At 69.9% G+C, this 19,883-nt stretch carries 18 protein-coding genes; all 18 read right to left on the bottom strand.

All coding sequences use genetic code 11. The features are described from left to right. Positions 1-160 precede the first annotated feature (160 nt). The 18 genes from ftsZ to HD841_RS11975 all read right to left on the bottom strand — a co-directional run bounded on the left by ftsZ (position 161) and on the right by HD841_RS11975 (position 19,835). The gene (ftsZ, locus tag HD841_RS12060) at positions 161-1,675 is read right to left on the bottom strand and encodes a cell division protein FtsZ (protein WP_179509123.1); all 1,515 of its coding nucleotides are present in this window, start codon (positions 1,673-1,675) and stop codon (positions 161-163) included. A gap of 111 nt (positions 1,676-1,786) precedes the next feature. Continuing rightward, the gene (gene ftsA / locus HD841_RS12055) at positions 1,787-3,049 is read right to left on the bottom strand and encodes a cell division protein FtsA (protein WP_179509122.1); all 1,263 of its coding nucleotides are present in this window, start codon (positions 3,047-3,049) and stop codon (positions 1,787-1,789) included. Then, positions 3,049-3,978 (bottom strand): cell division protein FtsQ/DivIB, encoded by a 930-nt coding sequence (locus HD841_RS12050; protein WP_179509121.1) that lies wholly within the window; start codon positions 3,976-3,978, stop codon positions 3,049-3,051. Before HD841_RS12050 ends, ftsA begins: the two co-directional genes overlap by 1 nt. Next, positions 3,975-4,913 (bottom strand): D-alanine--D-alanine ligase, encoded by a 939-nt coding sequence (locus HD841_RS12045; RefSeq protein WP_179509120.1) that lies wholly within the window; start codon positions 4,911-4,913, stop codon positions 3,975-3,977. The genes HD841_RS12050 and HD841_RS12045 overlap by 4 nt, the downstream gene beginning before the upstream one ends. Before the next feature lie 163 nt (positions 4,914-5,076). Then, complete coding sequence (murB, locus tag HD841_RS12040) at positions 5,077-5,997, bottom strand: UDP-N-acetylmuramate dehydrogenase (RefSeq protein ID WP_179509119.1); 921 nt, start codon at positions 5,995-5,997, stop codon at positions 5,077-5,079. After that, positions 5,976-6,176, bottom strand: a complete 201-nt coding sequence (locus HD841_RS12035) for a hypothetical protein (protein WP_257015480.1) — start codon at positions 6,174-6,176, stop codon at positions 5,976-5,978. Before HD841_RS12035 ends, murB begins: the two co-directional genes overlap by 22 nt. Next, on the bottom strand, positions 6,173-7,588 hold the full coding sequence (gene murC / locus HD841_RS12030) for a UDP-N-acetylmuramate--L-alanine ligase (protein WP_179509403.1): 1,416 nt from the start codon (positions 7,586-7,588) through the stop codon (positions 6,173-6,175). The genes HD841_RS12035 and murC overlap by 4 nt, the downstream gene beginning before the upstream one ends. Positions 7,589-7,811: 223 nt before the next feature. Beyond that, positions 7,812-8,963, bottom strand: a complete 1,152-nt coding sequence (gene murG, locus HD841_RS12025) for an undecaprenyldiphospho-muramoylpentapeptide beta-N-acetylglucosaminyltransferase (protein WP_373563020.1) — start codon at positions 8,961-8,963, stop codon at positions 7,812-7,814. After that, positions 8,954-10,186 (bottom strand): FtsW/RodA/SpoVE family cell cycle protein, encoded by a 1,233-nt coding sequence (locus HD841_RS12020; protein WP_257015478.1) that lies wholly within the window; start codon positions 10,184-10,186, stop codon positions 8,954-8,956. Before HD841_RS12020 ends, murG begins: the two co-directional genes overlap by 10 nt. After that, complete coding sequence (murD, locus tag HD841_RS12015; RefSeq protein WP_179509116.1) at positions 10,183-11,478, bottom strand: UDP-N-acetylmuramoyl-L-alanine--D-glutamate ligase; 1,296 nt, start codon at positions 11,476-11,478, stop codon at positions 10,183-10,185. The genes HD841_RS12020 and murD overlap by 4 nt, the downstream gene beginning before the upstream one ends. After that, entirely contained in the window at positions 11,475-12,545 is a 1,071-nt protein-coding gene (gene mraY, locus HD841_RS12010; RefSeq protein WP_179509115.1) for a phospho-N-acetylmuramoyl-pentapeptide-transferase, read from the bottom strand. The genes murD and mraY overlap by 4 nt, the downstream gene beginning before the upstream one ends. Beyond that, on the bottom strand, positions 12,545-13,939 hold the full coding sequence (locus HD841_RS12005; protein ID WP_179509114.1) for a UDP-N-acetylmuramoyl-tripeptide--D-alanyl-D-alanine ligase: 1,395 nt from the start codon (positions 13,937-13,939) through the stop codon (positions 12,545-12,547). Before HD841_RS12005 ends, mraY begins: the two co-directional genes overlap by 1 nt. A 118-nt stretch (positions 13,940-14,057) precedes the next feature. Beyond that, entirely contained in the window at positions 14,058-15,473 is a 1,416-nt protein-coding gene (locus tag HD841_RS12000) for a UDP-N-acetylmuramoyl-L-alanyl-D-glutamate--2,6-diaminopimelate ligase (protein ID WP_179509113.1), read from the bottom strand. Between the two features lie 10 nt (positions 15,474-15,483). Further along, positions 15,484-17,196, bottom strand: coding sequence for a peptidoglycan D,D-transpeptidase FtsI family protein (locus HD841_RS11995; protein WP_179509112.1), 1,713 nt, complete (start codon positions 17,194-17,196; stop codon positions 15,484-15,486). After that, positions 17,193-17,819, bottom strand: a complete 627-nt coding sequence (locus HD841_RS11990; protein ID WP_179509111.1) for a hypothetical protein — start codon at positions 17,817-17,819, stop codon at positions 17,193-17,195. Before HD841_RS11990 ends, HD841_RS11995 begins: the two co-directional genes overlap by 4 nt. Continuing rightward, entirely contained in the window at positions 17,816-18,754 is a 939-nt protein-coding gene (gene rsmH, locus HD841_RS11985) for a 16S rRNA (cytosine(1402)-N(4))-methyltransferase RsmH (protein WP_179509401.1), read from the bottom strand. The genes HD841_RS11990 and rsmH overlap by 4 nt, the downstream gene beginning before the upstream one ends. 5 nt (positions 18,755-18,759) lie before the next feature. Next, a complete protein-coding gene (locus HD841_RS11980) occupies positions 18,760-19,260 on the bottom strand; it encodes a division/cell wall cluster transcriptional repressor MraZ (protein ID WP_179509110.1) in 501 nt (166 codons plus the stop codon). Positions 19,261-19,559: 299 nt separating this feature from the next. Further along, on the bottom strand, positions 19,560-19,835 hold the full coding sequence (locus HD841_RS11975; protein ID WP_373563006.1) for a hypothetical protein: 276 nt from the start codon (positions 19,833-19,835) through the stop codon (positions 19,560-19,562). Positions 19,836-19,883 lie beyond the last annotated feature (48 nt).

Here is a 19,883-nt window from a genome sequence, read left to right as displayed (position 1 = left end):
GTGGGGCCGGCGCCCCCTGTTCGTCATCCCGGCGAACGCCGGGACCCATGGTCACGATACCGCAGCGTCGGCGCGCCACATCAGCGACACCTATCCATGGGGCCCGGCCTGCGCCGGGATGACGAACCGAAGGCTCCCCGCGCAAGCGGGGACCGCGGCGTTACTGGTTGTTCTGGCGATGCAGGAAGCGCGGGATGTCGATCGGGTCCTTGCCGTCCTCCGGCGCCTCTTCGCGTGCCGGGCCGCGGGCGGCGTTGGACATGCGCTCGAACAGCGTGCCGCCGAGCTTGACGCGCGGGGCCGGTGCCGCATCGGGTGCCGCGGCTTCGCTGCCGGGCGCGATCCACGGACGGCGGCCGGCCGCCGCTTCGGGTGCCGGGGCACGCGCGGGGGCGACATAGGGCTCGTCGCCATAGGCCTTGGGCTGCGCCGGCGGCACGATCGTCTCGGCGCCGAGCACCAGCTCATCGTCGCTGGCGGCGCGCGTGTCCGGCTTCACCGCATCGAGCGATTGCAGGTCGAGCGGCGCCGGGGCGGCAGGCGCCGAGGGGGCGACGGGCGCAGGCGCGGCGGGCGCCGGAGCGGCAGCCGCCTCGGGCGTCGAGGCGTTGGTCGGGCGGAACGAGGTGCTGTCGTCGGTCTTGCGGCCCATGCCGAAGCTGAACGACTTGGCGGCCTCCGGCGCAGGCGCGGCGGCACCCGGCTTGACGTCCGAATCGATGCCGGTGGCGACCACCGACACGCGGATGCGGCCTTCCAGTTCAGGATTGAACGCCGAGCCCCAGATGATGTTGGCATCGGGATCGACGAGATCGCGGATGTGATTCGCCGCCTCGTCGACTTCGAGCAGGCGCATGTCGTCGCCGCCGGTGATCGAGATGATGACGCCTTTGGCGCCCTGCATGCTGACGCCGTCGAGCAGCGGGTTGGCGATCGCCTTCTGCGCCGCCTCGAGCGCGCGATTGTCGCCCGACGCCTCGCCGGTGCCCATCATCGCCTTGCCCATCTCCTGCATCACCGAGCGGACGTCGGCGAAGTCGAGGTTGATGAGGCCGGGCATGACCATCAGGTCGGTGATGCCGCGCACGCCCTGCTGGAGGACCTCGTCCGCCATCTCGAACGCTTCCTTGAACGTCGTATTGGCGTTGGCGATCAGGAACAGGTTCTGGTTGGGGATGACGATCAGCGTATCGACATACTTCTGCAGCTCCTCGATGCCCCCGTCGGCGCTCTTGGCGCGACGGTTGCCCTCGAAGCTGAACGGCTTGGTCACCACGCCGACGGTGAGGATGCCCATGTCGCGCGCCGCCTTGGCGATCACCGGCGCGGCACCCGTGCCGGTGCCGCCGCCCATGCCGGCGGCGATGAAGCACATGTGCGCGCCTTCGAGCCGCTTGGCGAGATCGTCGATCGTCTCTTCCGCCGCGGCGCGGCCGATCTCGGGACGCGAACCGGCGCCGAGGCCCTGGGTGATCTTCGCGCCGAGCTGGATGCGATGCGGTGCGATCGACGACTTGAGCGCCTGCGCGTCGGTGTTGGCGACGAGGAAATCGACGCCCTGCACGTCCGCGCGCATCATATTGGCGATGGCGTTACCGCCGGCGCCACCGACGCCGATCACGGCGATGCGGGGGGTCAGCTCGTCGACCTCGGGAGTGATGAATTCGATGCTCATGACCTAACTTTCTCCGCCCCATCCGGTAAACGCGCCGGGACACTGATTTACTCTTTTGCCTCAACGACTCATGCGGTGCCACAGAAAACGCGCAATCGTCGTCATCGGCGCTCAATAATTCGCCCGCGCCGCCTGGATCAGCTTGCGCACCATGCCCATGCCACGCTGGCGATGAACGGTGGTTTGCTGCGGCGCCACCCCGCGCAGATCGACCGGGTCGGCCGCCGCGTAGAAGGCGAGCCCCGCCAGCGTCGCGAACGCCGGGCCGCCATGCGCCTCGGGCAGCGCGGTCAGCCCGCGCGGGCGACCGATCCGCACCGAGCGGCCGAGCGCCTGCTGCGCGTAATCGGCGATGCCCTTCAGCTCCGCGCCGCCACCGGTCAGCACCACCTGCCGCCCGACCGGCCCCTCGAACTTGAGCTGGGCGAGCGACTTGCGAATCTCGTCCATCTGATGCTCCAGCCGCTGGCGGACGATGCCGATCAACTGCGCCTTGGTGATCTGCATGCCGCCATGGACGTCGTCCTCGGCGGCGATCGGCATCACCGGGATCATCTCGTGATTGTCGCGCGGCGAGGCATTGGCCGAGCCGTGGAAGCATTTCATCCGCTCCGCCTGCGCGCGGCGGGTGCCGAACGCGCTGGCGATATCGTCGGTGATGTCCTGCCCGCCCATCGGGATCGAGCACAGGCCGACCAGCATGCCACCGGCGAACAGCGAGACATTGGTGATCCCCGCCCCCAGCTCGACCAGCGCGACGCCAAGCTCGCGCTCCTCGTCGGACAGGCAGGCAAGGCCGGTCGCGACCGGCGAGGCGATGATCGACTTGACCTCGAGATGCGCCGAGCGGACGCACAGATCGAGGTTGCGGACCGGCGACCCGTCGGCGGCGACGACATGGATGTGCACGCCGAGTCGATCGGCGTGCAGCCCCAGCGGCTTCTTGACGCCGGTGAGCCCGTCGAGCGTGTAGAGCGCGGGCTGGGCGTGGAGCACCATCCGCCCCTGCGGATCGATCGAGTTGCGCCCCGCCGCGAGCAGCGCGTCGATATCCTGCTGTTCGACGCGATGGCCGCCCAGCTCGAACTCGACCTCGGCGACGTCGCTGACCAGGCCGCCGGCGGAGAAGCCTACCCAGACGTTCTCGATGTTGATGCCGGCGATCCGCTCGGCCTGTTCCACCGCCTCGCGCACCGCCGCCTCGGTCGCCGCCATGTCGGCGATATAGCCGCGCTTGACGCCGCGGCTCTCGCGCTGGCCGGTGCCGAGCACGATAAGCTCGCCGCCATCGCCCTTCTGCGCGATCATCGCCGAGACCTTCGACGACCCGATGTCGAGCGCCGTGATCAATCCTTCCGGTGCAACCTTCGCCATTAGCCCTCAGCCCCCGCTTGCCTGTTGGTCGTATCGGTCGACGGTGTCGCCACCTCGCTCGGGTCCGGCACGTTATGCGCCATGCTCGCCCCCGGCTTGCGCGCGACCAATTTGCTCGGATCGCGCATGTCGAATCGAATCCAGCCGCGTCCGAGCAGCGGCCGCGCGCCATCGAGTTCGGCGAATTTCAGCAATGCCGCCGGCGCGCCGTCCTCGGGCAGCGCCAGCGTCTCGCCGCTGTCGAAGGTGAGGTCCCAGCGGCGGTTGCCGATCCAGGTCGCTGCCTTGACGCGCGGTTTCAGCGCGGGCGCGGCGGCGAGCAGCGCCTGATAGCCCGCCTCCTGCCGGTCGGCGCCGGGGCCGATCACCAAAGGCAGATCGGGGATCGCGTCGGGGCGCACCGGTTCGAGCAGCACGCCGTCCTTGTCGATCAGCGTCAGCTGGCCGTTGTCCTGCCACACCGCCGCCGGGCTGCGCTCGACGATATCGACGAGCAACGTATCGGGCAGCCGCCGCGAAACATGCGCGTCGGCGATCCAGCCGTAGCGGAGCAGCTTCTGGCGCACCGCCTCCAGATCGACGAGCGGCATCGCACGGCTCTGCTGGTCGAGCGCGACCGCATAGACGCTCATCCGGTCCATCCGCTTGAGGCCGGTCACCTCGATCTGCTCGACGCGAAAGCCCGCCTGCCCCGCCCCTTCGGCGATGGCGGCGCCGATCATGCCGGGAATGCCGATCCACGTCACGGCGGCGAGCGCCAGCGCGATGCCGCCGCCGGTGATCGTCCAGGTCGCCGCCTTGCGGATCGTGTCCTCGCTGACCGGCATCGCGGACACCGCGCGCTCGACCAGCGAGACCTTGCGCACCGGCTGCTTGCGCCGCCCGGTCGGCCGCTTGGGCGGCGGCCCGCGCTTGATCGTGCGGCTCATCCCCGATGGTCCTTCGCGGCGCGATCCTTGAGCGCTTCGTCGACGATCGCCTGGACCAGCTCGGCGTAGCTCATGCCGATATGGCGCGCCTGTTCGGGGACGAGGCTGAGCGGGGTCATGCCCGGCTGGGTGTTGACCTCGAGCAGGAACAGCCCGTCGACGTCGCGCTCGTCGTCCCAGCGGAAGTCGGAGCGCGATGCGCCCTTGCAGCCGAGCAGGCGATGCGCCTCAAGCGCGAGGCTCTTGCAGGCATCGGCGATGCGGTCGGGGATGTCGGCGGGGCAGACGTGCTCGGTCAGGCCGTCGGTATATTTGGCGTCGAAATCGTACCAGCCGTTCTTGGGCTTCAGCTCGGTGACGCCGAGCGCGCGGTCGCCGAGCACAGCGGTGGTCAGCTCACGGCCGCGCACATAGGGTTCGGCGAGCAGCTGCTCGAATTCCTGCCACGGGCCGGCGACGTCGCGGCCGATCGGATTGCCGTAATTGCCGTCCTCGGTGACGATCGCGACGCCGACCGAAGAACCTTCGTTGATCGGCTTAAGCACATAGGGCCGCTGCAGCGGATCGCGCTCGAAGACCTCGGCGGACTGGACGATGCGGCCGCCCGGCATCGGCACGCCGGCGGGGACGAGCACCTGCTTGGTCAGCACCTTGTCGATCGCGATCACCGAGGTGGCGAGGCCCGAATGGGTATAGGGGATGCCCATCAGGTCGAGCATGCCCTGCACGCTGCCGTCCTCGCCGGGCGAGCCGTGCAGCGCGTTGAAGACGAGATCGGGCTGCGCCTCGGCGAGCCGGGCGGCGACGTCGCGGCCCATGTCGATCCGGGTGACGCGATGGCCGAGCGATTCGAGCGCGTCGGCGCAGCCGTTGCCCGATTGCAGCGACACCGGTCGTTCGGCGGACCAGCCGCCCATGAGGACTGCGATGTGCATCAAATCCTCCCCCGCCAGGGGGAGGTGGCGCGCCCGGAGAGCGTGACGGAGGGGGAGGATACGGTGAGATTCGCGTTTGGGGAAACGCCCCCTCCACCACCCGGCTGAGCCGGGCGGTCCCCCTCCACCGCTAAAGCGAGGGAGGAATTGATCGTCGTCGCCATCACTTCGCCACCCCAACCCGCTGGATTTCCCATTCCAATGTCACGCCCGAATGTGCCTTCACCCTGTCGCGTACCTCTTCGCCCAGCGCCTCGATCTCCGCCGAGCTGGCCGAGCCGAGGTTGAGCAGGAAATTACAATGTTTCTCCGACACCTGCGCATCGCCACGGGTCAGGCCGCGACAGCCGGCGGCGTCGATCAACGCCCACGCCTTGTGGCCGGCGGGGTTCTTGAAGGTCGAGCCGCCGGTCTTCGAGCGCAGCGGCTGCGACGCCTCGCGCTCGGCGGCGATCCGGTCCATCTCGGCGGCGATCGCGGCGGGCTCGGCGGGGTGGCCGCGGAAGGTCGCCGCGACGACCACCGCGCCCGCGGGCAGCGTGCTGTGGCGATAGGTGTAGCCGAGATCGGCCGCCGCCAGCGTGCGGCGCTCGCCCGAGCGCAGCACGACGTCGCAGTCGACCAGCACGTCCTTGACCTCGCGGCCATAGGCGCCGCCGTTCATCCGCACGAAGCCGCCGACCGTACCGGGGATCGAGCGCAGGAATTCGACGCCGCCGATCCCGGCATCGCGCGCGGTCGAGGAGACGAGGATGCCGCTCGCGCCGCCGCCGCAGCGCAGCGTCGTGTCGTCGAGCCGCTCGACCTGCGCGAACGCCTTGCCGAGCCGCACCGCCACGCCGGGCACGCCGCCGTCGCGGACGATCAGGTTCGAGCCGAGCCCGAGCGCCATCACCGGCACCGCCGGGTCGAGATCGCGCAGGAAGTCGGCGAGATCGTCGGCATCCCGGGGTTCGAACAGCCATTGTGCGGTGCCGCCAGACTTGAACCAGACGAGCGGCGCCAGCGGCGCGCCCTCGGTCAGGCGCCCGCGCACGGCCGGCAGCGCGATGGTGTCCGCATTCACCAAGGGCCGACACCCCATAGTCGCGTCCACGCCTGGATCGCGGCGAGATTGGCCTCGGCGGCCTTGCGGGTCGCCTCCTGCGCCTGGACCAGTGCCTCGCCGGCGCCAATCGCATGGCTGCCGGCCTCCAGCGACTTACGCTGCGCGTCGAGCATCTGCTTCTGGAGCTTCAGCCCCGCATCGAACCAGTCGTTCATCGCCGCTCTCCGATCGCCGTGGCCAGCCCCGCCGCCCATTTGGTGATGTCGCCCGCGCCGAGGCAGACGATCATGTCGTCCGCCTGGATCGTCGCGGCGAGTTCGTCCGCCAGCGCATCGGCATCGGCGATCGTCGTCGCCGAGCGATGGCCGCGGCGCTTGAGCCCGTCGACCAGCGCCTGCGCATCGACGCCCTCGACCGGCGCCTCGCCCGCGGCATAGACCGGGGTGACGAGCACGCGGTCGGCGTCGTTGAACGCGGTCTGGAAGTCCTCCATCAGATTGCCGAGCCGCGAATAGCGGTGTGGCTGGACAACCGCGATCACCCGGCCGCGCGCGCCCTCGCGCGCCGCGGCGAGCACGGCGCGGATCTCGACCGGATGATGGCCGTAATCGTCGATGATCGTGACGAACCCGCCGTCGACCGCGACCTCGCCGACCTTGGTGAAGCGCCGCTTGACGCCGCCGAAGGCGGAGAAGCCCTGCTGGATCGTCGCATCGGGGATGCCGAGTTCGAGCGCGACGCCGATCGCGGCAAGCGCGTTCTGGACATTGTGGCGACCGGGCATCGGCAGCTCGACCCCCTCGATCGAGCGGGTGGTGCCGTCCCGCTCGCGCACGATGCACTCGAAGCGGTTGCCGCCCGGCACCGGCGTGACGTTGACGCCGCGGATATCCGCCTGTGCCGAGAAGCCATAGGTGACGACGCGGCGGTCGCGGACGCGCGGCAGCACGTTCTGTACCTCGGGGTGATCGAGGCAAAGCAGCGCCGCGCCGTAGAAGGGCACGTTCTCGACGAACTCGACGAAGGCGTCCTTGACCGCGTCGAACGAGCCGTAATGGTCGAGATGCTCGGGATCGATGTTGGTGACCACCGCGATCGTGCCGTCGAGGCGCAGGAAGCTGCCGTCGCTCTCGTCCGCCTCGACCACCATCCAGTCGCTCGCGCCCAATCGCGCGTTCGAGCCGTAGCTGTTGATGATGCCGCCGTTGATGACGGTCGGATCGATCCCGCCGGCATCGAGCAGCGCCGCGACCATCGAGGTCGTCGTCGTCTTGCCGTGCGTGCCGGCGACCGCGACGGTCGATTTGAGGCGCATCAGCTCGGCGAGCATCTCGGCGCGGCGGACGACGGGGATGCGCCGCTCCAGCGCCGCCTCGACCTCCGGATTGGTGCGGGTGATCGCGGTCGAGGTGACCACCACCGCCGCGTCGGCGACATTGGCGGCGGCATGGCCGATCGTCACTGCGATGCCCTTGTCGCGCAATCCCTGCACGACATAGCCCTCGGCGACGTCGGAGCCCTGCACGGTATAGCCGAGGTTCTTCATCACCTCGGCGATGCCGGACATGCCGATGCCGCCGATGCCGACGAAATGGATCGGCCCGATATCGGTCGCGACGCCGCGGATCATGCGCGAATCCTCGCTACGCAGGAAGAAGGCGCCGCCGATGAGACCGGGACGGGCGCCCCAAGACATCCGTCACCCCGGACTCGTTCCGGGGTCCACCGCGCCTCAACCCCACGCTCGCGCTTCAAGCCGTTCCCCTCGCCGCAGAGTGGACCCCGGAACGAGTCCGGGGTGACGGGGTAGGTGAGGACGCGGTCGGACCCGAACATGCGACGACGGGCGATCACGCGAACGCCTCCTGCCGCGAGCCGGACGTGGCGACCGGCAGGCGCGACACCGGCGCGTCGAGGCTCTCGACCAGATCGGCGAGGTCGCGGACCGCATGCGGGCGGCCGACGCTCTTGGCGCGGGTCGCGGCATTCTCCAGCGCGACCGGGTCGAGGCCGAGCTTCTGCATCTGCTTGGCCAGTTCGACCGCAGTGAATTCGGGCTGCGGGATGGTGCGCGCGCCGCCCGCCTTGGTGATCTCGCGCGCGTTGGCGGTCTGATGGTCGTCGGTCGCGCCGGGCAGCGGCACGAGGATCGCCGGCCGCCCCGCCGCGGTCAGCTCGGCAATGGTCGAGGCGCCGGCGCGCGCGATCACCAGATGCGCCCAGGCGAGCTGTTCGGGCATATCGGGGAGATAGGTGGCAAGCTCGGCCGGAATCTGATGCTCGGCATATTGCGCGCGCACCGCGTCGATATCCTCGATCCGCGCCTGATGCGTGACCTGCAACCGGCGGCGGAAGGTGATCGGCAGCATCGCCAGCCCGTCCGGTACCACCTGGCTGAGGATGCTCGCGCCCTGGCTGCCGCCGGTGACGAGGACGCGGAAGATGCCGTCCTCCTCGAGCAAAGGATAGGGCCGCGCCCGCAGCGCCAGCACCGCGTCGCGCACCGGGTTGCCGACCAGATGCACCTTGGCCTCATGCTTCGCCGCCAGCCGCTCGGTGGTGGCATAAGAGGTCGCGATCGCATCGACGCGGCCGGCGACGAGTCGGTTGACGCGGCCGAGCACCGCATTTTGTTCGTGCACCGCGGTCGGGATCTTGTTGGCGAAGGCGGCGAGCAGCGCCGGCATCGCGGGATAGCCGCCGAAGCCGATCACCGCCGCGGGCTTGAAGGTGCGGTACAATTCGCGCGCCATCGCCCGGCCGCGCAGCATCTCGCGCACCGCCGACGGCCAGCCCTGCGGCCGCTTCACCTGGAAGCGGCCGGCGGGCAGCACGTGCGTCTGGATACCGTCGAACAGGCCGGGAAAGCGGACGCCGCGCTGGTCGCTGATCAGCGCGACGCGATGGCCGCGGCGGGTCAATTCCTCGGCCAGCGCCGCGGCGGGGACCATATGCCCCCCCGTACCACCCGCGGCGAGGACGTAATGCTTGCTCAATTCGATCCCCATCTCACCACATACGGGCTGCGCGTCAGGAACGGGTTGCGCCGCGTGAACGCGAGCAGCAGCCCCATGCCGATCGACAGCGCGATCATCGACGAACCGCCGTAGCTGATGAACGGCAGCGTCATCCCCTTCGACGGCGCCAGCCCGGTATTCACCGCCATCGACACCAGCGCCTGCGCGCCGAACTGCACCGCGAGGCCCGACGCGGCAAGCAATTTGAACTCGTCCTGCTCGTCGAGCAGCTTGACGAAGACACGCACGACGATGGCGAGGAAGACGATCGCGATGATCGCGCAGGCGATCAGGCCGAATTCCTCGCCGATCACCGAATAGATATAATCGGTATGCGCCTCGGGCAGGCCGAACTTGACCGTGCCGCCGCCGGGGCCGGTGCCAGTCCAGCCGCCGCTGGTGATCGTCGCATGCGCGGCGTTGGTCTGGAAATGGTCACTCGCCCCCTCGCCCTCGACGCTCGGGAACAGGAAGGCGTCGATGCGGTTGCGCGCGGTGCCGTAGAACATGTACGCCGCGGTCAGGCCGACCGGGACCAGCGCGATGATCCCGCCGAGGACGCGCATCGGCGTGCCCGCGATCATCAGCATCGCCAGCCAGACCGTGCAGAAGATCACCGTCTGCCCGAAATCGGGCTGCAGCATCAGCAGCCCCGCGATCAGCGCGGTCAGCGCCCCGGTGATCAGCACGGTGGGCAGTTCCGGGTCCTTCGCCTTCAGCGACATCAGCCAGGCGACCGTGACGATGAACATCGGCTTGAGGAATTCGGACGGCTGGATCTGCGCGAAGCCATAGCCGATCCAGCGGCGCGCGCCGTTGATGCTGTTGCCGACGAAGGGGGTGAGCGCGAGGCAGGCGATCAGCACCGCCGCGCCGCCGAGCGCCAGCCGCCGCGCCAGCGGCACCGGCAGCATCGACACGCCGAACAGCACCGGCAGCGATACGCCGACCCAGATCAGCTGGCGCCAGAAATAATAGAGCGGCGTGAACTTGTGATGCTCGCCGGAATAGCGGACCGCGGTCGCCGGGCTCGCCGCCGCGACCGCGATCAGCCCGATCGCGATCAGGAACAGCGTCAGCAACAGGAGCATCCGGTCGATGTCCCAGAACCAGGTGCCGAGCGGCGAACGGTCGCCCCGGCCGCCGCGCCGCTTGACCTTGGCGATCAGCGTGTCGCGGTGCGCGTCGGTCATACCGGCACTGGTCATGCGAGGGCCTCCACCGCCGCGCGGAACGCGGCGCCGCGCTCCTCGTAATCGCGGAACTGGTCGAAACTAGCACAGGCCGGCGACAAGAGCACGGTATCTCCGGGGCCCGCCGCCGCCGCCGCCTGCGCGACCGCGGTGGCGAGGTCGCCGCTGTGCGTCACCGCCGGAACGCGGCCGTTCAGCAGGTCGGCGAACAGCGGCCCCGCCTCGCCGATCGTATAGGCCGCGGCGACATGATCGAAATAGGGCGCGCAGGCATCGAGGTCGTCGCCCTTGCGCTTGCCGCCGACGATCCAGTGGATGCGCCCGAACGCGCCGAGCGCGGGCGCGGTGCTTTCCGGGTTGGTCGCCTTGCTGTCGTCGACGAAGGTCACGCCGTGGCGGACCGCGACGGTCTCCATGCGATGCGGCAGCCCGGTGAAGCTGGCGAGGCCGCGATCGATGTCCGCCTCGGTCACGCCGAGCGCCTTGACCGCGGCGATCGCAGCGAGCGCGTTCTGCGCGTTGTGCGGACCTTGCAGCGCCGGCCAGCGCGACTGGTCCATGCAGACGCCGGGGGCGATCTTGGTGAGATGGTCGCCCCGCGCGGACAGGCCGCGCGCGATCTGCGCCGAGGGGGCGTCGCCGATGCCGACGATCGCGTCATGCTGCGGCGACTGCATCGCGAACAGCCGCGCCTTGGACGCGGCATAGGCCTCGAACCCGTCATAGCGGTCGAGGTGGTCGGGGGTGACGTTGAGCAGCACCGCGACCTCGCAATCGAGGCTCTGCGTCAGGTCGATCTGATAGCTCGACAGTTCGAGGACGTAGACGCCGCCGGCCGGCAGCGGCGCCTGTTCGAGGATCGGCAGGCCGATATTGCCGCCCATCAGCGTCGGCACGCCCGCGGTCTTCAGGATGTGGTGGATCAGCGCGGTGGTGGTCGACTTGCCGTTGGTGCCGGTGATGCCGACGACCTTGTGCGGCGGCAGGTCGCCACGCGCCTGCGCGAACAATTCGATATCGCCGATCACCGGCACGCCCGCCTCGCGCGCGCGCGCGGCAAGCGGATGCGTGTTGAGCGGCACGCCGGGCGAGACGACCAGTCCCGCCGCGCCGTCGAGGCTCAGCTCGGCGATATCGTGGACGATCACACCGTCGATCGCGGATGCGCGCTCGCGCGCGTCCGCGCTGGTGTCCCAGCCGACGACATAGGCGCCGCTCGCGGCGAGCGCGCGGACGGTGGCGAGGCCGGAGCGGGCGAGGCCGAGCACCGCATAGCGCCGGCCGGCGAAGGTCGGGCTGGTGATCACCGCAGCTTCAACGTCGACAGGCCGGCGAGCGCGAGCACGAGGCTGATGATCCAGAAGCGGATGACGACGGTCGGCTCGCTCCAGCCGAGCTGCTCGAAATGGTGGTGGATCGGCGCCATGCGGAAGACGCGCTTGCCGGTGCGCTTGTAGAAGAACACCTGGATGATCACCGACAGCGCCTCGACGACGAACAGGCCACCGACGATGCCGAGCACGATCTCGTGATGCGCGACGACCGAGATCGTGCCGAGCGCGCCGCCGAGCGCCAGGCTGCCGGTGTCGCCCATGAAGACCGCGGCGGGGGGCGCGTTGAACCAGAGGAAGGCGAGCCCCGCGCCGATCACCGCGCCGCAGAAGATCGCCAGCTCGCCCGCGCCGGGCACGTGCGGAATGCCGAGATAGGTGGCGAACTTCACGTTGCCGGCGAGATAGACGATCAGCATGAAGGCGACGCTGGCGATGATCACCGGCATCGTCGCGAGCCCGTCGAGCCCGTCGGTCAGGTTCACCGCATTGCCGAAGGCGACGATGGTGAAGGCGGCGAACAGCGGAAAGGCATAGCCGAGGTCGAGGTACAGCCGGTCGGTGAACGGCAGGTAGAGGTGCGGCCCGTTCTGGCCCATGATGATCCACGAGGCGATGCCGGCGATGGCGAATTCGAGCAGCAGCCGGGTCCGGCCAGAGATGCCCGCGGTGCTCGCCTTCCTCACCTTGTCGTAATCGTCCATGAACCCGATCGCGCCGAAGCCCAAGGTCACGAACAGGCACGACCAGACATAGGGGTTGCTGAGGTCCATCCAGATCAGGATGGCGAGGCTCATCGCGGTCAGGATCATCAGCCCGCCCATCGTCGGCGTGCCGCGCTTGGCGAGGTGGGTCTGCGGCCCATCGGCGCGGATCGGCTGCCCCTTGCCCTGGCGCACGCGCAGCCAGCCGATGAAGCGCGGCCCGATGATGAGCCCGATCAGGAGCGCCGTCGCGACCGCCGCACCGGTCCGGAAGGACTGGTAGCGGATGAGGTTCAGCAATCCGGTGAAGCCCAGATGCTCGGCGATCCAATATAGCATTACGTTCCGCCCCCCAGCGATCGCTGATCGCCCGCATTGGCGAGTCCCGCGACCACCCGCGACAACCCGACACCGTTAGACCCTTTGACGAGCACCGCATCCCCGGCGCGGGCCAGGTCCTTCAACCGGCCGAGCGCGGCGGCGGCGTCGGCCACATGCATGACTTGGGTGCGTCCCTCAAGGGCCTTGGCGAGCGGCGCCATCGCTTCACCGACCAGCACGGCCGCTTCGACCCGCGCGGCGAGCACCGGATCGGCGAGGTCGGCGTGATAGGCGTCCGATCCTTCGCCCAGTTCGCGCATCTCGCCGAGCACGGCGAGGTGGCGGCCCGACTCCTCGGCCAGCACCGCGAGCGTCGCACGCATCGAGGCGGGGTTGGCGTTGTAGCTTTCGTCGATCACCAGCATCTCGCCGCCCTCGACGGGCGCGACGAAGCGCGCGCCCCGCCCGGTCAGCCCACCGAGTTCGGCGAGCGCAAGGCCGGCGCGGGCGAGATCGGCCCCCGCGGCATCGACCGCGGCGAGCACCGCCAGCGCGTTGGAGACCCAGTGCATGCCGGGCTGCGACAAGGTGAACGACAGTTCGCGCTCGCCGATCTGCGCGGTGACGAACGAGCCGCCGGCGGGCAGCCGCATCGCCTCGATCGCGCGCACGTCGGCGCCCTTGGTCAGGCCGAAGGTGACGGTGCGCGCCGCATAGGGCGCCGCCGCGGCGATCAGCCGGTCGCGATGCGGGCTGTCATAGGGGACGATCGCGACGCCGCCGGGTTCGAGCGCGCGGAAGATCTCGCCCTTGGCGTCGGCGATCGCGCTCTCGTCGGGGAAGAAGGCAGTGTGCGCCGGCGCGATGGCGGTGACGATCGCGATATGCGGGCGCACCAGTTGCGTCAGTTCGGCGAGTTCGCCGGCGTGGTTCATGCCCATCTCGAACACGCCGACCCTGGTGTCGCGCGGCATGCGGGCGAGGCTGAGGGGCACGCCGGTATGGTTGTTGTAGCTCTTGACCGAGCGGTGGACCGCGCCGGGCAGCGACCGGTCGAGCGCGGCGAACAGCGCCTCCTTGGCGCTGGTCTTGCCGACCGAGCCGGTGACGCCGATCACCGTCCCCGCCATGCGCGCGCGGGCGGCGCGGCCGAGGTCGTTGAGCGCCGCGAAGGTGTCGGCGACGCGGACGTGCGGATGGTCGGTCGGGTCGGAGACGATCGCGCCCGCCGCGCCCTGCGCGAACGCCTGCGGCAGGAAGCGGTGGCCGTCGGTGCTCTCGCCGGTCAGCGCGACGAACAGGTCGCCGGCGCCGACCTCGCGGCTGTCGAAGGCGACGCCGGTGGCGGCGAACTCAGCGGAGGCGGTGCCTGCGGTAGCGGCGGCGATCTCGGCGGCGGTCCAGAGCGTCATACAAGCCCCTCCCCTTCAGGGGAGGGGTTGGGGTGGGGCGGTGTCTTACCGAGGACGCATGGGACTTCCCCACCCCCAGCCCTTCCCCTGAAAGGGAGGGGAGCAACAGTGCCGCCCTTCACGCCGCATACTCCCGCGCGACGGTGACGTCGTCGAAGGGCAGTTCCATGTCGCCGACGATCTGGCCCTGTTCGTGGCCCTTGCCGGCGATCAGCACGATGTCCTGCGGCCCCGCCTCGCCGATCGCCGCGGCGATCGCCTCGCGACGGTCGCCGATCTCGCGGGCGTTGGTGGCGCCCTTCAGGATCGCGGCGCGGATCGCGGCGGGGTCTTCGGTGCGCGGATTGTCGTCGGTGACGATGGCGAGGTCGGCCTGCATCTGCGCGACCTGGCCCATCGTCTCGCGCTTGCCGGGGTCACGGTCGCCGCCGGCACCGAAGACGACGATCAGGCGGCCGCCGGCATGCGGCTTGAGCGCGGCGATCGCCGCCTCCAGCGCATCGGGGGTATGCGCGTAATCGACATAGACGGGCGCGCCGCTGCGCGCGATCGCCGCGCGCTCCAGCCGGCCGCGCACCGGTTGCAGCCGCGCGAGATCGGCGATCGTCCGCGCCACGTCGCCGCCGGTGGCGATCACCAGCCCCGCCGCGACCAGCGCGTTCGCCGCCTGATAGCCGCCGATCAGCGGCAGCATGACGCGGTGCGTCTGCCCCTCCGCCTCGATCGTCAGCCCCTGCCCCAGCAGCGTCGGGTCGCGCTCGACCAGCCGCAGCGTGGCGCCGCGCTCGCCGACCGTCACCAGCCGGTTGCCGCGCGCCTGCGCCAGGTCGATCACCCGCGGCGCATACATGTCGTCGGCCCAGACCACGGCGGTCCCCTCCGGGCTCAGCACCTCGGAGAACAGACGCAGCTTGGCGGTGAGATAGGCGCCCATGTCGCCGTGATAATCGAGATGGTCGCGGCTGAGATTGGTGAAGGCTGCGGCGGCGACGGTCAGCCCCTCGGTGCGATACTGGACGAGGCCGTGGCTCGACGCCTCGAAGGCGACATGGGTGATCCCCTCGCGCGCGAGGCCGGCGACGTTGGACAGGAAGGTGACGACGTCGGGCGTGGTCAGGCCGGTGGTCACGCGCTCGTCGGCGGTGGTGACGCCGAGCGTGCCGATCGAGGCGGCATGCGCCCCCGCCATCCGCCACAGCTGCCGCGTCATCTCGACCGTCGAGGTCTTGCCGTTGGTGCCGGTGACCGCCACCGCGACCTCCGGAAAGGGCGCGAAGAAGGCGGCGGCGGCGCGGGCGAAGCGTTCGCGCGGATTGTCGTCGACGATCGCGAAGGCGCCCTCGACCGGCACGCCCGGGCGGGTCACCACCGCGATCGCGCCCGACCGGACCGCGTCGGCGATATAATCCTCGCCATTGACGCGTGCGCCCTGGAAGGCGCCGAAGACGGTGCCGGGGGCGACCTTGCGATGGTCGATCGCGAAGCCGGTGACGATCGCCTCTTCGTTGCCGCCGGTGAGTGCGCCCAACCTCATCTCACCCTCCTCAATTGCCGTTCGCCGTCTTGCGCGTCGGGTCCTGCCAGATCAGCGGCATCAGGTCCGACACGTCGATGTCCTGCCGCTCGTCGGGCACCACGCCGAGCATCGCGCCGACGCGCGAGATCGTCCGCCCGACGACGGGCGCCGCATTCCAGGCGGCAGTCTTCCAACCGAACGTCTCCTTCGTGCCGAGCGGCGAATCGAGCATCGCCAACACGACATAGCGCGGCGCGTCCATCGGGAAAGCCGCGGCGAAGGTCGCGACGTTGCGCGAATGGTCGTAGCCGCCCGCCACCGCCGCCTCGGCGGTGCCGGTCTTGCCGCCGACGCGATAGCCCGGCGCCTCGCCCTTGCGCCCGGTGCCGCGCAACACGATAAGTCGCAGCATCTGGCGCATCCGCGCGCTGGTCGCCTCGCTGATGACGCGGCGGCCGACCGGCGCCTTGCCTGGCTCCACCTTGAGCAAAGTCGCCGGCCGCCAGATGCCGCCATTGACCAGCGCGGCATAGGCGTTGGCGAGATGCAGCGGCGTCACCGCGATGCCATGGCCGTAGGCGGTGGTCATCGTCGTGGTCCGCGCCCAATAGGTCGGCATCAGCGGCCGCCCCTTTTCGCGCAACTCGATATCGGGCTTGGTGTCGAAACCCAGTTTGCGAAACATGGCCTGCATCTTCTGCGGCCCGATTTCGTCGGCGATGCGCGCGGTCGCGATGTTCGACGAATAGATCAGCGTCTCGGGCATCGACAGCCAGCGCTGCGGATCGCCGCGCTCGTCATGGATGGTGAAGCCGCCGACCTTCAAGGGGTGCGTCGCGTCGAACTTGCGGTTGAGCGTCACCGTGCCGGTGTCGATCGCGGTGGCGACGGTGATCGGCTTGAAGGTCGAGCCGAGCTCGAACACGCTCTGCGTCGTGACGTTGCGCAGTTCCTCCGAGCCCGCCATGCCGACGCGATTGGGGTTGAACGTCGGCAGCGAGACCATCGCGATCACCTCGCCGGTGGCGACGTCGAGGACGATGCCGCCTGCGCCCCGCGCCGAGAAGGTGTTCATCGCGCGGCTCAGCTCGCTCTCCATCGCCGCCTGCACCCGCACGTCGAGCGACAGCGCGACCGGCTGACCCGCCTTGGTCGGATCGAGCAGCCGCTCGTCGAGCACGCGCTCCATGCCGCTCATGCCGTGGCCGTCGGTGGAGAGGAAGCCGAGCGCGTGGCTCGCCATCGTCGATTGCGGATAGAGGCGCTGCGTCTCGCGCGCGAAGACCAGCGCCGGCTCGCCGATCGCATTGACCTGCTCGACCAGCGCGGGGCTGGCGCGGCGCTGCAGATAGACGAAGCTGACCGGACGGGTGAGCTGGCCGTAGAACCACGCCTGATCGCCGCGGTCGGGCATCAGCGCGGCGAGGCGGCTGGCGATCTCCATCTTGTCGCCGATGATCTGCTTGGGGTGGACCGCGATCGTCCAGGCGTCGATCGTGCGCGCGAGCGGCGCGCCGTTGCGGTCGACGATGTCACCGCGCGCGGCGAGCGCGGCGACGCGCGCCTCCGCCTCGCCGCCCGACATGATGCCGAGCATCGCCAGCCGGCCGATGACGAGCGTCACCGCCGCCGCGAACAGCATCAGCAGCATCATCAGACGCATGTGCGACGTCGCCACCAGCGCATGGCGCTGGGTGGCGTTGCGCCGCTGCTGTGCGGGCCGGGCGACGATGACGGTCAACGCTTGCGGGCCTCCGCACGCGCGCTGCTGAGGATGTCGCCGAGCGTGGTGTCGGAGAGCAGCTTCTTGTCGAGCATCGCGACCGCCTGCGGCCGCACCTTGGCGACCGCGACCTTGCCGCGCGCCGCCTCGTTGAGCTTGGCGAGCATCGGCGCGCTCTTCTCCATCGCGGCGACCTTGATGACGGCGCGCTTGGCGGTCGGCAGCGCGGCGGCGACCTGGACGACGGCGGGCGCGGGCGTGGCGGCGGGGGCGGCGACGTTGACGGTGGCGAGCGAGGGCACGACGAGCGCGGCCATCTTCGTCCCCGGCGCCGGCGCGCCGACCCGGTTGACGTCGAGGCTGGCGAGCGCGCTCTCGTCGGTCACGAACTGGCCGGCGACGGGCGCGGCCAGCGCCAGCGTCTCGCCGTTCCATTTCTCGAGCTGGGCGAGGTTGGCGCGCGTCTCGAACTCGGTCTCCAGCGCGCGGATGTCGCGCTGCGCCGAATCGATCTTGCGATCCATCGTCTCGAGCTTCTTGCGCTCCGCCGCGACCTGCAGCGAGACCAGGTAGAAGCCGAGGACGATGGCGACGCAGCCACCGAACCACCCGATCCCCTTCAACCGATACGCCGCCGTCATGATGTCACCTCCGCCAGATTGCCATTGCCCCAAGCGGGCGCCGCCGTTCGCCGGGCGGTCCGCAACGTCGCCGAGCGCGCGCGGGGATTGCGCGCGACCTCGGCCTCGCCGGCGCGCACCGCGCGGCCGACGGCCTCGAAACTCGGAGCGATGCCCGCATCCGCCTGCGGCAGGTGCCGCGAACCGCCCGGCGCATTGCCCGACCGGTCGCGCAGGAAGCGCTTGACCAGCCGATCCTCCAGACTGTGGAAGGTGACGATCGCCAAGCGACCGCCCGGCTTCAAAACGCGCTCGGCCGCGGCGAGGCCGTCGGCGAGTTCGCCCAATTCCCGATTCACGTGGATGCGGATCGCCTGGAAGGTGCGCGTCGCCGGGTCCTTCTTGTCGTGCGGGCGATGGCCGAGCGCCTTGCGCACCACATTGGCCAGCTCCGACGTACGGGTCAGCGGCCGCGCCGCGACGATCGCCCGCGCGACGCGGCGCGACTTGGGCTCGTCGCCATAGTGATAGAGGATGTCGGCGATCGCCTCCTCGTCGGCGGTGTTGAGGAAGTCGGCGGCGCTCGGCCCCTCCTGGCTCATCCGCATGTCGAGCGGCCCGTCCGACTGGAAGGAGAAGCCGCGCTCGGCCTGGTCGAGCTGCATCGACGACACGCCGATATCCATCGTCAGCCCGTCGACCGGCGAATCGAGTGCCGCCTCCAGCGCCGAGAAATCGCTGTGCACCAGCGTCAGGCCGGGCAGGTCGGCGGCGCGGCCGGCGGCAATCGCATCGGGGTCGCGATCGAAGGCGATGACCTGCGCCCCCGTCGCGAGGATCGCCCGCGTGTAGCCGCCCGCGCCGAAGGTCGCGTCGACGATTCGCTCGCCCGGGGCGGGGGCGAGCGCCGCGACGACCTCGTCGAGCAGCACCGGGATGTGCGGGGCGTCATTCACGCCGGTCACAGCGCGATGCCCTTTTCCTGGCAGTAATAGCGGCAGGCGGCGACCATCTGCGGCGCGATGTTGGGCGTCGACAGCAGGGTCTTCGGATCCCAGATCTCGATATAGTCGAGCGTGCCCCAGAAGAAGGCATGGGCCCCGATACCGGCATAGAAACGGGGAAAACCCGGCATGATGAAGCGCCCCGATCCGTCGAACGGCACGGCTTCGCCATTGGCTCCGCCGCGCTTGATATTGTGGTCGATCTTGCCGTCGGGACCGCGCGACAGCGCGACCCGCTCGTTCAGCTCGCGCTTGAGCTCGGCGAGATAGGCAGGATCGTAGGCGATCAGGCAGGGCTGGTCCTCGTGCGCGGCGATGATGACCGTGCCACCGTCCTTGCCGTCGGGGCGCGGCGCATTCTCGGCCAACGTCGAGCGGAGCGCATTGGGGATGGCGACGCGACCCTTGTCATCGACAAGGGCAAGACCGCTTCCCTGATAATCGCCCCTTTCTGCCACGCCCGTCTCGCACCCTGACGTGCACAGCCCACCGTTCCGAAAAGCGACGCGCCGTCGCCCTTCGGTCCGCTGCGATTGAACGCAACCGGTGATGCCTGCCCCGTTGACGCTGTTGGTATCAACAGCACCCCGGGGACGCAACGGGATTTTTGGGGAAATGCGGGGAAACGGCCCCGCCCCTTGCTATCCGGGCGGGCGGACGGCGCGTACGACGCCCCGCGCGGCCTTGCGCGAAGGCATTAAAATGCATCTACTTACGCAGAAAATCGCCGCGATCCCCGGATTTCCCCGGCGGATCATCAACGCGGCGCTTGGCTGTTGCTGGTCGAGGGGGCGACGCCCAATTCGGCGAGCGGCTCGCCGGAGGCACCGGCCGCGGCGGCGGCAGCGGCGCCGGTGTTGGTCATGGCGATGTTGGCGACGACATCGGCCTGCGCCGAGCCGGCGGCGGCGATCGGCCGCTCGCGCGTCGCCGAGCCGAGAATCGCGCTGGCGACCGCGATCAGCAGCATCACCGCGACCAGGCCGATCACGCCGACCTTGATCCGTTGCATCGTCTGCTGGCTGTCTCGCACGGCTCTCATCTTGCCGTATGTCTGTAACGGTTCGTCACCGCTTTGTCG

This window comes from Sphingomonas melonis, from assembly GCF_013409985.1.
In the GTDB taxonomy this organism is placed as follows: domain Bacteria; phylum Pseudomonadota; class Alphaproteobacteria; order Sphingomonadales; family Sphingomonadaceae; genus Sphingomonas; species Sphingomonas melonis_A.
Note: the sequence above shows the minus strand (reverse complement) of the source record. Positions and strands in the feature narration are given on the sequence as shown.